This is a genomic window from Citrobacter sp. Cpo045, assembly GCF_030332875.1.
In the GTDB taxonomy this organism is placed as follows: domain Bacteria; phylum Pseudomonadota; class Gammaproteobacteria; order Enterobacterales; family Enterobacteriaceae; genus Citrobacter; species Citrobacter portucalensis.
This window is the reverse complement of record NZ_JAOWGZ010000096.1, coordinates 152,860-167,206: the sequence shown is the minus strand read 5'-3', so window position 1 is coordinate 167,206 and position 14,347 is coordinate 152,860. Positions and strand designations below refer to the sequence as shown.

Below are 14,347 nucleotides of genomic sequence, written 5' to 3'. Positions count from 1 at the left end.
ATTGCTATGAACACACTTCGTCGCCCACCGCTGTGGCTTCTTACGCTACTGATTATGTTTCCACAATTGGTGGAAACCATTTACAGCCCGGCATTGCCGGGTATCGCTACCTCTTTTCACGTAAGCAGTGAGCGCGCGGCTCAAACACTCTCCGTTTATTTTGTTGCCTTTGCCGTCGGCGTAGCGATGTGGGGTTGGCTAAGTGACTGCATCGGACGACGTTGGGCGATGCTGGCAGGGCTAATATGCTATGGAACAGGTTGCGCATTGGCCGTTGTTGCCACCGACTTCAGCGTTTTGCTGCTGGCGCGGATGATCTCCGCCGTCGGTGCGGCTGCGGGGTCGGTCGTGGTACAGACCATGCTAAGGGACAGTTATGAATCAACTGCGCTATCCCGCGTCTTTTCCGTGATGGGGGCCGCGCTGGCATTGAGTCCAGTTTTTGGCCTGCTAAGCGGAGGTTGGTTAGTGAGTCTGTATGGTCATACCGGTGTCTTTGTTGCCCTAGTGCTGTTGGCGTTGCTACTGCTAATACTGACAGCGACCATGCTGCCAGAAACCCGGCCCGAACATACGCTCAGCCCGAAGCTTGCCGCGCTGTTTTCCCGCATGATGCGGGACAGTGAGTTGCGGAAAAACGCCTTGCTGGTTGCCCTACTGAACACCATGCTGTTTAGCTATTACAGCCTGGCACCGTTTCTTTTTGGGCAATTAGGATGGAGCTCCAGAGCCTTTGGCTGGACGGGGTTGCTACTTGCGTTTGCTTCTCTGTCAGGTAGCCTGCTGAACCGAGGACTGTTAACGACAGGTCTGACGCCGGAGCGACTTGTACGTTATGCCTGTGTGCTGGCAGCGTTGTCAGGTCTCGTCGCGTGGTGTTTACAGCACTCCGCGTGGATCCTGATTCCGGTGTTCGGCGTGGTGATTGCCTATGGTATCGCCATTCCCAATGTGCTGAGTCAGGCGCTGCGTCACTACCGTGAACAGGCCGGTGCCGCAGGTGCTTTGTTCGGATTAAGCTATTACCTGTTACTTGGGATGATGCTGGGTTTAGCAGGCATGGTGCAGCAACTGGGGCTGGTTCTGAGCGTCTGTGCCCTACTCGCCTGGCTTTGCAGCCAGGGCCGCAGATAAACCCGATGGCGATCCTGAAAGCACAAAGCCCCGGCTATATGCTGGGGCTTTGTTGTATCAATTAGCCTGACCTCGCGGATATTTCCAACTTACCGCCGTCCGATGGCGACGAGGCCAGTGGCGCGAATAGTATAGACACACGTATGCCAATATTTAGCTATCCGTGCCCCATTCGCCGATCGCGCTTAAGATATTACTCATGCTTGATCATAACATGGCGAATAACCGTGTAATCCTCCAGCCCATAAACCGACATATCCTTTCCATAGCCAGACTGTTTTTGCCCACCGTGCGGCATCTCGCTAACCAGCGTGAAATGGGTATTGACCCAGGTACAACCATATTGCAGGCGAGCGCTAAAGCGATGCGCTCGCCCAACATCCCGGGTCCAGACGGAGGATGCCAGGCCGTATTTCGAATCGTTGGCCCATGCCAGCACCTGATCTTCATCATCAAATACGGTCACGCTGACCACCGGACCGAAAACTTCCCGCTGTACGATGGCATCGTCCTGCTTCGCCCCAGCAAGCAGCGTCGGGGCAAAATAGTAGCCTGAACCATCCACTTTTTTACCGCCGGTGATGACCTTAATATGGCCCAACGCTTTAGCCTCATCGACCGCTTTAGTCACGCGATCGAGATGTGCCTGCGAGCTCACTGGTCCCAGCTCGGTCGATTCATCATTCGGCGGACCGATTTTCAGGCTGGCAACGGCGGCGCCAAGTTTTTCGACCAGTGCATCATAAATACCTTTCTGGGCATAAATTCGGCAAGCGGCGGTACAGTCTTGCCCGGCGTTGTAATAACCAAAGGTCCGCACGCCGCTCACCACTGCATCCAGATCGGCATCATCAAAAATGATCACCGGAGCTTTTCCGCCCAGTTCCATATGCGTACGCTTAATTGACGGCGCGGTGTGCTGAATAATGTGTTCGCCGGTTGCAATGGAGCCGGTCAGCGAAACCATACGCACTTTTTCATGACCGGTCAGCGGATCGCCCACCGTTTTACCGCGACCAAACAGCACGTTAATCACGCCAGCCGGATAAATGTCTTTGGCGAATTCGGCTAATTTAAGCGCCGTCAGCGGAGTAATTTCTGACGGTTTAATCACCACGCAGTTCCCCGCCGCCAACGCTGGAGCCAGCTTCCACGCCGCCATCATCAGCGGATAGTTCCACGGCGCAATAGAAGCCACCACACCCAGCGGATCACGGCGAATCATCGAGGTATGCCCTTCCAGATATTCACCGGCCGCCTGTCCTTGCAGGGTACGCGCCGCACCGGCAAAGAAGCGGAAAACATCGACAATAGCGGGAATTTCATCGTTGAGAACACAGTGCAGCGGTTTACCACAGTTAAGTGATTCCAGCTCAGCGAAGGTTTGCGCGTTATCAGCAATAGCATCCGCCAGTTTCAGCAGCAGTTCAGAGCGGACTTTCGGCGTGGTTTGCCCCCAGGTGGCAAACGCGGCGTCTGCCGCACGTACAGCGGCATCAACCTGCATGGCTGACGCCTCAGCAATCTCCAGAATGAGTTCACCAGTGGCAGGGTTATAGACTGGCTGCTTTTCACCTTCACCGTTGACCAGCTCGCCATTAATCAGTAATTGATGTTGCATAGCAATTTCCCATATCGTCGTTTATTTACCGTTTCCGGCGAGAGTGTCGCCTTCACGCGTTAGCCACCAGGCCCCTAAAATTGGCAGTGTTGTCACCAGCATTACCAGCAATGCCACAACGTTGGTGACAGGCACATCCCGTGGACGGCCCAATTGATTGAGCAGCCACAGAGGAAGTGTTCTTTCATGTCCGGCGGTGAACGTTGTCACGATGATTTCATCAAACGACAAGGCAAACGCCAGCATCCCCCCCGCCAGAAGTGCCGATGCCAGATTTGGCAGCACGACATAACGAAAGGTTTGCCAGCCATTGGCGCCAAGATCCATAGACGCTTCGACCAGACTCCATGAGGTACGGCGAAAACGCGCCACAACGTTGTTAAACACCACCACCACGCAAAACGTCGCATGGCCCACTACGATCGTGAGAAAACCCGGTTCCAGGTTGATGGTTTTAAACGCCGTCAACAGCGCAAGGCCGGTAATAATGCCCGGCAGCGCGATCGGCAACAGTAGCAACAGCGATATTGCACTTTTGCCAAAAAAGTCCCTACGCCACAGCGCGGCCGCGGCCAGCGTCCCCAGAACAAGGGCAATAGCTGTCGACAACGCAGCGATCTTAAGTGACAACGTCACAGACTCCAGGATATCGCTACGCTGCGCAGCAACGCTAAACCACTTCAGCGTTAATCCCTGGGGTGGAAAACTAAAAGCAGCCTCCTCAGTATTAAAAGCATAGGTGGCGATGATGAGGATGGGAAAGTGCAGGAAAATAACCCCGCCCCATGCCGCCAGGTGCGCGTTCAGAGTGCATCGAAAGCTCCCAGACGCTTCACAAACGCCAGATACAGTGCGATTAACACAATCGGCACCAGAGTAAATGCCGCCGCCATCGGCATATTGCCGATCGCCCCTTGTTGCGAATACACCATGTTGCCGATGAAATAGCCCGGCGGTCCCACCAGTTGCGGCACAATAAAGTCACCCAACGTCAGAGAGAAGGTAAAGATTGAACCCGCTGCAATGCCCGGTATCGCCAATGGAAGCACCACATAGCGGAAGGTTTGACGCGGACGCGCGCCCAAATCAGCAGAAGCCTGTAACAGCGACGGCGGAAGTCTCTCCAGCGCGGCCTGTACCGGCAGGATCATAAACGGCAGCCAGATATAGACGAACACCAGGAAACGCCCTAACCCTGAAGTTGACAGCGTATTGCCGCCTACCGCAGGCAATGTCAGGAACGAAAGCAGCAACGGCTCCAGCCCAAGGTGGGTTAAAAACCACTGCGCCACGCCGTCTTTAGCCAACAGCAGCGTCCACGCATAGGCTTTAACGATGTAGCTGGCCCACATTGGCAACATTACGGCAATGTAAAAAAAAGCCTTCATTTTGCCGCTGGTATAGCGAGCCATATACCACGCCATCGGAAACGCCAGAATCGCGCTGGCGATGGTGACTGCTACCGCCATCGTCAGAGTGCGCAAAATGATGTCGTAGTTAGCGGGATTAAACAGCGCCTGCAAATTCGCCAGCGTCAGGTCTGGTGTGACCGACATGGTGAAATCGTCGAAGGTATAAAAACCTTGCCACAACAGCGTCAGTAATGAGCCAAAGTAGACGATGCCAAACCACATCAGCGGTCCGAGGAGCAGCAAAAATAACCCCAGCCCCGGATTACGCCAGAAGTAACCTGAGATCCGGTTCAGGTTGGTCGACTGTGGAGGCGAATGTAAGACGTTCATAGCCATTCACCTCTCCTCAACCAGCGGTACCATCACGTCGCGTGACCAGGATGCCATCACCTGCTGACCTGGCGACAACGTTGACGGTAGCATTTCTCCCGTCAGGTTCGCCTGGCTAACCAGCAATTTTTCCCCTCCGGCGAGTTTTAGCTCAAACCGCGTCGCCGCCCCCTGATACTGCACCGCCTGAATAACCCCCCGGGCCTGAACTTCTCCTCCGGTATCATTCAAGCGAATGTGTTCCGGACGCAGGGAGAACATCCCCTGTAGCCCACAAACGTTCGCCGACATCGTCGCATCGAAGACATTGGACGTCCCGACGAAACTTGCCACAAACGGCGTACGTGGACGCATATACAGTTCACGCGGAGAATCTACCTGTTCAATGCGACCGTTATTAAACACCGCCACACGATCGGACATCGACAGGGCTTCACCCTGATCGTGAGTAACAAAAATGAACGTGATGCCAAGAGATTGCTGTAATTTTTTCAGTTCCAGCTGCATCTGTTCACGCAATTTAAGATCCAATGCCCCGAGCGGCTCATCCAACAGCAGGACACGCGGCTCATTGACCAGCGCCCGGGCAATCGCCACGCGCTGACGTTGCCCACCGGAAAGCTGCGACGGTTTACGCTCATGCACAAAACCGAGTGCGACCTTATCCAGCGCTTCACGTGCTTTCGCGTGGCGCTGTTTTTTATCGATGCCTTTGACCATCAGCCCGTAGGCGACGTTGTCGAGAATCGACATGTGCGGGAACAACGCGTAATCCTGAAATACCGTATTGACGTCCCGTTCCCAGGGCGGCAATTCGCTGGCCTGCTTACCAAAAATGGTAATTGCGCCGCCTGACAGCTGCTCAAACCCGGCAATCAGGCGCAGACAAGTGGTCTTGCCGGAGCCGGATGGCCCCAGCATAGAGAAAAACTCACCGTCGTTAATCGCAATACTTACCCCATCAACTGCACGAACATCCCCATACAAACGCGAGACGTTATGAAACTCCACTGCGTACGTCATAAAACCCCCAGCGGAATTAACGACCGCCCATGATGGCGATGTAATCCTGCGTCCAGCGACTGTAAGGAACGAATTTTCCACCTTCGGCAATCGGCGTTTTCCAGAAGGCAATTTTGTCAAAGTAGCTATAGCCGTTGGTTTCACAACCCTTTTCACCCAGTAACGGGCTGGCTTTACAACCTTCAGGCACCACTGGCAGAGAACCAAACCAGGCCGCTACGTCGCCCTGTACTTTCGGGGTTAATGACCAGTTCATCCATTTGTAAGCACAAACCGGGTGTTTCGCTTCACTGTGCAGCATGGTGGTATCAGCCCATCCGGTAACCCCTTCTTTTGGGAAAACCGTGGCAATTGGCTGACCTTCGCCTTTCAAGGCGTTAGCCTGATAAGGCCAGGCGCTTGACGCCACCACGCCTTCGTTTTTGAAATCGCTCATTTGCACGGTGGTATCGTGCCAATAGCGATGGATCAGCGCGTGCTGATCGCTCAAGACTTTGATCACCGCCTGATACTGTTTTTCAGTGAGCTGATAGGGATCGGTAATACCCAACTGCGGCTGAGTGGCTTTAACGAATAACGCGGCATCGGCAATATAGATCGGGCCATCGTAGGCCTGAACGCGCCCTTTATTGCTTTTCCCATCCTCAAGTTTTTGCTCAACAAACACCACGCTCCAGCTATCCGGCGGCGTTGGGAAAATTTTGGTGTTATACATCAGCAGGTTTGGTCCCCACTGGTACGGTGTGCCGTAAACTTTTCCGCCAACGTTAAACCATTCGCCTTTTACCACGCGTGGATCGATGGTTTTCCAGTTAGGGATCAGCGCGGTATTAATTGGCTGAACGCGTTTTCCCATAATCAGGCGCAGTGAGGCATCACCAGAAGCGGTAACCAGGTCGTAGCCGCCTTTTGCCATCAGGCTGACCATTTCATCAGATGTGGCTGCCGTTTTTACATTAACCGCGCAGCCGGTATCTTTCTCAAACTGTGAGACCCAGTCATATTGCTTATCGGTTTGCCCACGTTCGATATAACCCGGCCAGGCAATAATATCCAGGCGGCCTTCCGGTTTATCTAATGATGTGGGGGGTTCGGCTGCCTGCGCAGTCATCAGCGTCATACTGAGTGCGCACAGGCTACTGAGGGCAAACTGCTTGCTCATAACGTCTTACTCCTGTCTAAAAAATATTGAGCGGCAGCCTTGCCGTAAATATATGTCCTTTTCTAAAAATAGTCGGGGTGTTGTAAGCGTTCCTGCTGGCGCAAGGAAATTTAATCAGGTTGTGAGCTAACGCTCATTACGCTACAGACTCTGACCTGGGGGTAATCTTCTGGAGTATAGACAAGGAGTTAGACGCAGAGGTGGCAATAGTAATAACTATTGATATTTTGTATGGACGCACCCGATATAAATAATACCGTGGTTCAGCATTCACTATTTCGAAAATAAGAACACGCTATTCATTTATATTGAATAGCGCGTTATGGTTTATTTCATCATTTCACGAATTAATTTACCAAGCTGTTTTACGGCCTGCTCTTCGCGATCTCCCCAGTGCCATGCCGTATTAAAACGAAAAAAACGTGTCCAGCTTCCCGAGGTCGAGAACATTTTCCCCGGCGCAATACTGATGTGGTGTGCCAGCGCATGGGTACTGAGCACACCGGCATCAAGCGGTTCCGGCAGCTCCAGCCACAGAAAATAACCGCTGTCGTTGTGGTGAATTTTGACTTCCGCCGGAAGATGACGCAGCAGCGTTTGCCAGGCCTGTTGTTTACGTTCCGCCAGTTGCCGACGCAAGCGCCGCAGATGCGCGTCATAGCGCCGGGTTGAAAGATAATCAACAAGGGCAAGCTGCATAGGCGAACTGGTAGATAAGGTGCTCATTAGCTGGAGTCGCTGAATACGCCGGGCATGTTTCCCTGCTGCTACCCAGCCAATACGAAATCCTGGTACCAGACACTTCGAGAAGGACGAACAATGCAGAACGCTGTCGGCGCGATCCCAGGCTTTGGCAGGCAACGGTTTTTCGCGGCCAAAGTACAGCTCGCTGTAAACATCATCTTCAATCAGTATTACGTGGTATTTTTCCAGCAAGGCAACCAGACGCGCCTTTTTCTCTGCGCTGAGCGTAAAACCCAGTGGATTTTGGCTGTTTGTCATTAGCCAGCAAGCTTTTACCGGGTACTCCTGCAACGCCTGCTCCAGCGCGGTGAGATCGATCCCCTCTTTTACGTCGGTGGCAATCGAAAGCGCCTTCAGACGTAATCGCTCCAGGGCCTGCAACGCCCCGTAAAAACAGGGGTTTTCGACAATTACCCAATCACCCGGTTCGGTGACTGCTTGCAGGCTCAGGTTGAGTGCTTCCATCGCGCCGGTGGTGATGACGATTTCGTCCGGTGAAATGGTCATCCCCTGTTGAGCATAGCGACGGGCAATGGCATGACGCAGCTCAGCATTCCCCGGCGGCAGGTTTTCAATCACGCTCATGGCGGTGGCAGTTTTACTCACCTGCGCCAACGAGCGATTCAACTGCTGAAGTGGAAACAGCCGCGGGTCGGGGAATGCGGAGGCAAAGGGCATCACTGACGCATCCCGGCTGGCCTGCAACATATCAAAAATGTAGGTATTGATATCCACCGCTTCATCGCGCATGACCTGCACCTGCGGCGCAGCAAATTCACGTTCGGGGCGCGCGGCGACATAATAGCCAGACTGCGGTCGGGCAATAATCCGCCCCTGGCTTTCCAGCAACTGGTATGCGTGTCCGACGGTCATAAAACTCATTCCGCTGCTGACCACCTGCTCACGCAAGGATGGCAAGCGATCGCCTGGCTGCCATACGCCAGACGCAATTTGATCGCGAATTTGCTCTGCCAGTCGCTGGTACTTTTTCATTTTTCGTCCTGATTACCGGTGCCGGTGACAACCACTGTGTATATCAGTTTACATAATCAGGGTATTTTATTTAACTGTTATAGTTAACAGTTTTACAACATCGGTAATGACAGTTCTTTGCCTACGGCGCGTATTTCAAGAAGAGAACGCTATTCAATAACAGGAATCAAGCTTCCAGATTTCATATCAGCGAGTGCAACTTATAACAGCGCTGCAACTGTTATGGTTAAAAAGAACTGTTCTGTTTCTGCCTTCCATTGCTCCTCAGACTTAGAATTGCGCTAAATCAATTTTGCCTGCGGAGTTAAGCATGTTCGGTCTTGACGCGTTTCACCTGGCAAGGATCCAGTTCGCGTTTACGGTATCCTTTCACATCATCTTTCCGGCTATTACTATCGGGCTCGCCAGTTATCTGGCTGTGCTGGAAGGGCTATGGCTAAAAACGAAAAATCCCACCTGGCGATCGCTTTACCATTTCTGGTCGAAAATATTCGCCGTAAATTTTGGTATGGGTGTAGTTTCCGGGCTGGTGATGGCTTATCAGTTCGGCACCAACTGGAGTGGTTTTTCCGAGTTCGCCGGGAGTATCACTGGGCCGTTACTGACCTATGAAGTATTAACCGCCTTCTTCCTCGAAGCTGGTTTCCTTGGGGTGATGTTGTTTGGCTGGAATCGGGTTGGTCCAGGACTTCACTTCTTTGCCACCTGCATGGTCGCACTGGGTACCATTATTTCAACCTTCTGGATCCTCGCCTCCAACAGCTGGATGCAGACACCGCAAGGCTATGAAATAGTTAACGGCCAGGTCGTTCCCGTCGACTGGTTCGCCGTTATTTTCAATCCTTCATTCCCCTATCGTCTGCTGCATATGTCGGTTGCCGCCTTCCTGAGCAGCGCGTTGTTTGTTGCTGCCTCGGGGGCATGGCATTTGCTGCGCGGGAATAACACACCAGCAATTCGAGCGATGTTTTCGATGGCGCTGTGGATGACATTAATCGTCGCTCCACTGCAGGCCTTGATTGGCGATATGCACGGTTTGAATACGCTGAAGCATCAGCCGGCAAAAATTGCTGCGATTGAAGGACACTGGGAAAATCGCCCCGGTGAACCGACTCCGCTGCTGCTGTTCGGCTGGCCGGATATGGAGCAGGAACGCACCCGCTATGGGCTGGAAATCCCGGCGCTGGGCAGTCTGATCCTGACCCATAGTCTGGACAAACAGGTCCCGGCCCTAAAAGAGTTTCCTAAAGAAGACAGGCCCAACTCCACTATGGTGTTCTGGTCGTTTCGCATAATGGCCGGGCTAGGCATGCTGATGATCCTGTTGGGCGCGTTTGCCCTGTGGCTGCGCTATAAGCAGCGTTTATACACCTCGCGCCCTTTTCTGCGCTTTGCCTTATGGATGGGTCCTTCCGGTCTGATTGCCATCCTTGCCGGTTGGGTGACCACTGAAGTTGGCCGTCAGCCGTGGGTGGTTTACGGTCTGCAACGTACGGCGGATGCGGTTTCTGCACATGGCGATTTACATATGAGCATCAGCCTGCTGTCCTTCTTTGTGGTGTACAGCTCAGTGTTTGGCGTGGGTTACAGCTACATGATCCGCCTGATCCGTAAAGGGCCACAGGAAGATGACCCGACCATTCCGCCAACAGGCACGCCTGCCCGGCCGCTTTCAGCCGCCGTCCTCGATTCTCAACCGGAGGCACATCGCTAATGGGTATCGATTTATCAGTTATCTGGTTTGTGATTATCGTCTTCGCCACGCTGATGTATATCGTGATGGACGGTTTTGATCTCGGGATTGGCATTTTATTCCCAGCGATTCAGGACGCTGACGACCGCGATGTTATGGTCAACAGCGTCGCCCCGGTATGGGACGGCAATGAAACCTGGCTGGTGTTGGGCGGAGCCGGATTATTCGGCGCTTTCCCCCTGGCCTATGCGGTGATTGTCGATGCGCTGACGATTCCGTTGACCCTGATGCTAATCGGTCTGATTTTTCGCGGCGTCGCGTTCGAGTTTCGCTTCAAAGCCACACCGACTCACCGACCATTCTGGGATAAAGCCTTTCTCGGCGGTTCAATCCTCGCGACATTCACGCAAGGTGTCGTGGTGGGTGCCGTACTCAACGGATTTTCCGTTACCGGACGCAGCTACAGCGGCGGTCCTTTCGACTGGTTGACCCCGTTCACGTTGTTCTGCGGCGTTGGTCTGGTCGTGGCTTACGCCCTGCTAGGGGCGACATGGCTGGTGATGAAAAGCGAAAATCCGTTGCAGGATAAAATGCGCAGTGTGGCCAAAAAACTGCTGCTGGCAATGTTGGTTGTGATTGCCATTATCAGCCTGTGGACACCACTGGCACATAGCGCGATTGCCGAGCGTTGGTTTAGCCTGCCCAACCTTTGGTTCCTGATGCCGGTTCCGCTGCTGGTTGCGCTTATCAGTCTCTGGCTGTGGCGTTCGCTGGGGCAACATAACTGCCATACGCTGCCTTTTGTATTAACGCTGGGGCTGATTTTTCTCGGGTTTAGCGGGCTGGGGATCAGTATCTGGCCACATATCATTCCACCGTCTATTACGCTCTGGCAGGCGGCGGCTCCGGCACAAAGTCAGGGCTTTATGTTGGTTGGCGCACTGCTGATTATCCCGATAATCCTGGTGTACACCTTCTGGAGCTACTACGTTTTCCGCGGCAAAGTTCAACATGGTGAGGGGTATCATTGATGCAACAAACAATCTGGAAACGCCTGATGTGGCTGGTGATCCTCTGGGGCGGCAGCGTGCTGGCCCTGGCCGCCGTTGGTATGTTCTTTCGTCTCCTGATGACGGCCGCCGGATTTAAGTCCTGAATCTCGCCCTGATAACACCCGGTCAGCGCGCTGCACTGCCCGGGTGTTACAAATCCCAACATCGACTAAACAAAAATGTAAAAAACATCGAAATGGCAAAACAGAGATTGTCATTAACCCGATTAAAATATTGAATAGTCACCGGGCGAAATTATCGCCAATTCCGCAGCTAACGTACCAGAGGGTGCATGATGTTTAAGAAAGGGTTAACGGTGTTATTGCTGGCCAGCGCGCTTTTTTCCGGTCAACTTTTCGCTACTAATCAGGGACATGAATATCTTCAGGTGCAGGATGCCGATCATTTACTACGACACACGGCCGACAGCGATGAACTTCGAGTGACGGCGGAAGAATCCGCCGCCGATCTTCGTGAGCACCATCACTGGCAAAAATCACGCAAACCCGATACACATCTGAGCTAACGATTAACCTTTGCGCTTCGGCAGTGTCTTCATCAGTTCTTCTGGACTGACCGAAGCCACGACGCTGCCCGGCAACGGCATCTTCAGAATGTGATGCTTCATCTTGCCGATTACGTGCATTTCGCACGGTCGGCAATCAAATTTCAGCGTCAGGACTTCATCGCCGTTAACCAGTTGCATCGGTGTTGCTTTCCAGCTTTTGATGTTACCTTTCGCCTGTTTCGGACACAGGTTAAAGGCGAAACGCAGGCAATGTTTGGTGATCATCACCGGCACTTCGCCCTTTTCTTCATGTGCTTCATAGGCTGCATCAATCAACTGAACGCCATAGCGGTGATAAAACTCACGCGCTTTTTGATTGTAGACGTTAGCCAGAAAACTCAAGTGCGTTTGTGGGTAAACCGGCGCTGGCTGAGATACCGGTTTGCGGCTACCGCGCTGATAGCTTTGCAGGCGCGCTGCATCCAGCATATCAACGGCTTCACGCCGGAACTGATTTAGTTGACCGTTTGGCACAAACAGTGCGCCCGGCAGATTCACCTGAATATTGCGGGCGTAGTACATCGTCTGACCAAGTTTTGCCAGTCCGTCCTGTAGGTTACTCAACGCTTTTTCCGCATTGTTCGCTTCCTCAAACTGGCCGTCCAACGTATGGGTGATACTCACGCCCTCTTCACTGGTGAGCGTCAGAATCAACTGCTCCTGCCAGCCGCCGAGCTCAATATCGATCGCAACACGGCGTTCGCTGGAAGTTTTTGTTAACGCTTGCTGCCAGTTATGATCGAGGTTGCGATTCAGCGGATGATGCGGACGCACTTTGTACAGGTCGGCGGGCATTTCATTCGGCCATACCCGATAACGATTGTTCCCCGTTTTTTCCACGGTGTTGGCGCGGAATCCAACCACCTCACGTTTGATTAACACGTTCAGGCCATCCCCGTTTGCCAGCGGTTCGGTCACCTCAACATCGAGATGATCTTTTGCCACCTTCAGGACTTCGCCGACCGGCAAACCGATAAACTTTGGTGAGTCGAATGCGCCGATATCCCCTTTACGGGCATTCACAAAATAATCGGTGCTGCCGCGATGGAAGGTTTTCTCTGTGGATGGGGTAAAGAAATGTTCGGTACGTCCCACTGATGAACGGGCCAGATCGCCGCGTTCTTCAATGATGGCGTCGAGCATCTGGCGATAATGCGCGGTAATATTCTTCACATAACTCATGTCCTTATAGCGCCCTTCAATTTTGAAGGAACGCACACCTGCGTCAATCAACGCGCCCAGGTTGGCGGTCTGATCGTTATCTTTCATCGACAGCAGATGTTTTTCATAGGATACCACGCGCCCCTGATCGTCTTTCAGGGTATACGGCAGACGGCAAGCCTGGGAACAGTCGCCGCGGTTAGCGCTGCGTCCGGTTTGTGCATGTGAAATATAACACTGCCCTGAATAGGCAACGCACAGCGCACCGTGAATGAAAAACTCAATGGTCGCATCGGTAGCCTGATGGATAGCGTTAATCTGCTCAAGGCTCAGTTCGCGCGCCAGCACAATCTGGGTGAATCCCACATCGGATAGAAATTTCGCCTTCTCAACGCTGCGAATATCGCACTGGGTGCTGGCGTGCAGTTCAATCGGGGGAATATCCAGTTCCAGAATCCCCATATCCTGCACGATCAGGGCATCAACGCCGGTCTGATACAGATCGGTAATTAACCGTTGTGCGGGCTCCAGCTCATCATCATGCAAGATCGTGTTTAGCGTCACAAAGATTTTTGCCCCGTAACGATGGGCAAAAGGCACTAATTCGGCAATATCTTTCAGGCTATTACTGGCGTTATGACGCGCGCCAAAACCTGGTCCACCAATGTAAACGGCGTCTGCGCCGTGCAAAATGGCTTCGCGCGCAATGGCGGTATCCCGAGCCGGGCTTAACAATTCAAGGTGATGAGGCTGCTGGCGCATACAGTTGTTACCATCCACAAGCGGTAAAAATGGCGGTTATTGTAGTCACAAGCGCGGCGTTTCGGAATAGTTTTCCCGATTAACCGCGTGGGTAATGGATCAGCGAATGAAAATGAACCGTTTGCTCGCTACTGTTACGGTAACTATGTGCCGTATCTCCAGCGAAACGGACACCCTCACCGGATTTAAAGGTGCGCCACTGCCCCTCAATACACATATCCAGCAGACCACTAATCACCACCACGTGCTCAATTACGCCGGTTTCATGCGGAGTAGATTCACTGAGCGCGCCGGGTGCCAGCAGTATCGAAAAATAATCGAAGCACAGTTGCGGATCCCACGGGAACAACGGTGTGACGACCATCGCCTGCTGCTGGGGATCGAATGTTAGCGTGCCGTCTGACTCTGGTGGTGAAATAAACGTTGAAAATGGGACGTTCAGTCCGGTGGCAATTTTCCACAATGTCGCCACCGTTGGACTGGATTCGTTGCGCTCAATCTGCCCCAGCATCGCTTTTGACACGCCAGTTTCCTCCGCCAGACGCGAAAGGCTCCATTCCCTCTGGTGACGTAGCGTCTTGAGCGTTGTGGCCAAATAGTGGGTTAAGTTGTCCATTTTTCTCCTTCGTCGCTCTCCTTTCTCAGGGCTACAGCTTAGCACTTGTACGCTATAACGCACAGTGTTACAGTGA

13 protein-coding genes are annotated in these 14,347 nt (G+C 53.0%); 5 read left to right on the top strand and 8 right to left on the bottom strand.

Annotation, left to right across the window (positions count from 1 at the left end; all coding sequences use genetic code 11):
• The first annotated feature begins 6 nt into the window (after positions 1–6).
• Positions 7–1,134, top strand: a complete 1,128-nt coding sequence (locus OGY13_RS12415; RefSeq protein ID WP_213752758.1) for a multidrug effflux MFS transporter — start codon at positions 7–9, stop codon at positions 1,132–1,134.
• A 193-nt stretch (positions 1,135–1,327) separates the two neighbouring features.
• Here OGY13_RS12415 and patD read toward each other — a convergent pair whose 3' ends face one another.
• The 6 genes from patD to OGY13_RS12385 all read right to left on the bottom strand — a co-directional run bounded on the left by patD (position 1,328) and on the right by OGY13_RS12385 (position 8,419).
• Complete coding sequence (patD, locus tag OGY13_RS12410) at positions 1,328–2,755, bottom strand: aminobutyraldehyde dehydrogenase (protein WP_003833127.1); 1,428 nt, start codon at positions 2,753–2,755, stop codon at positions 1,328–1,330.
• A 21-nt stretch (positions 2,756–2,776) separates the two neighbouring features.
• On the bottom strand, positions 2,777–3,562 hold the full coding sequence (locus OGY13_RS12405; protein WP_502873537.1) for an ABC transporter permease: 786 nt from the start codon (positions 3,560–3,562) through the stop codon (positions 2,777–2,779).
• Positions 3,559–4,503, bottom strand: coding sequence for an ABC transporter permease (locus OGY13_RS12400; RefSeq protein ID WP_003833133.1), 945 nt, complete (start codon positions 4,501–4,503; stop codon positions 3,559–3,561). The genes OGY13_RS12405 and OGY13_RS12400 overlap by 4 nt, the downstream gene beginning before the upstream one ends.
• On the bottom strand, positions 4,504–5,520 hold the full coding sequence (locus OGY13_RS12395) for an ABC transporter ATP-binding protein (protein ID WP_048235324.1): 1,017 nt from the start codon (positions 5,518–5,520) through the stop codon (positions 4,504–4,506). It lies immediately after the preceding gene.
• Between the two features lie 16 nt (positions 5,521–5,536).
• A complete protein-coding gene (ydcS, locus tag OGY13_RS12390; protein WP_008784842.1) occupies positions 5,537–6,682 on the bottom strand; it encodes a putative ABC transporter substrate-binding protein YdcS in 1,146 nt (381 codons plus the stop codon).
• Between the two features lie 327 nt (positions 6,683–7,009).
• Positions 7,010–8,419: an aminotransferase-like domain-containing protein gene (locus tag OGY13_RS12385; RefSeq protein WP_008784843.1), complete on the bottom strand. Its 1,410-nt coding sequence runs from the start codon at positions 8,417–8,419 to the stop codon at positions 7,010–7,012.
• 310 nt (positions 8,420–8,729) lie between these two features.
• On the opposite strand from OGY13_RS12385, the gene OGY13_RS12380 reads away from it, so the two are divergent.
• The 4 genes from OGY13_RS12380 to OGY13_RS12365 all read left to right on the top strand — a co-directional run bounded on the left by OGY13_RS12380 (position 8,730) and on the right by OGY13_RS12365 (position 11,690).
• A complete protein-coding gene (locus OGY13_RS12380; protein WP_060682173.1) occupies positions 8,730–10,133 on the top strand; it encodes a cytochrome ubiquinol oxidase subunit I in 1,404 nt (467 codons plus the stop codon).
• A complete protein-coding gene (gene cydB, locus OGY13_RS12375; RefSeq protein WP_213752759.1) occupies positions 10,133–11,143 on the top strand; it encodes a cytochrome d ubiquinol oxidase subunit II in 1,011 nt (336 codons plus the stop codon). Before OGY13_RS12380 ends, cydB begins: the two co-directional genes overlap by 1 nt.
• Entirely contained in the window at positions 11,143–11,268 is a 126-nt protein-coding gene (locus tag OGY13_RS12370) for a DUF2474 domain-containing protein (RefSeq protein ID WP_003020230.1), read from the top strand. Before cydB ends, OGY13_RS12370 begins: the two co-directional genes overlap by 1 nt.
• A 191-nt stretch (positions 11,269–11,459) precedes the next feature.
• Positions 11,460–11,690 carry a DUF2554 family protein gene (locus OGY13_RS12365; protein WP_003020233.1) on the top strand — a complete coding sequence of 77 codons (231 nt, stop codon included), beginning with the start codon at positions 11,460–11,462 and terminating at the stop codon, positions 11,688–11,690.
• Positions 11,691–11,693: 3 nt separating this feature from the next.
• Here OGY13_RS12365 and rlhA read toward each other — a convergent pair whose 3' ends face one another.
• Both rlhA and OGY13_RS12355 read right to left on the bottom strand, forming a co-directional pair.
• Positions 11,694–13,655: a 23S rRNA 5-hydroxycytidine C2501 synthase gene (gene rlhA, locus OGY13_RS12360; RefSeq protein ID WP_213752760.1), complete on the bottom strand. Its 1,962-nt coding sequence runs from the start codon at positions 13,653–13,655 to the stop codon at positions 11,694–11,696.
• A 79-nt stretch (positions 13,656–13,734) separates the two neighbouring features.
• Positions 13,735–14,271, bottom strand: coding sequence for a helix-turn-helix domain-containing protein (locus tag OGY13_RS12355; RefSeq protein WP_213752761.1), 537 nt, complete (start codon positions 14,269–14,271; stop codon positions 13,735–13,737).
• Positions 14,272–14,347 lie beyond the last annotated feature (76 nt).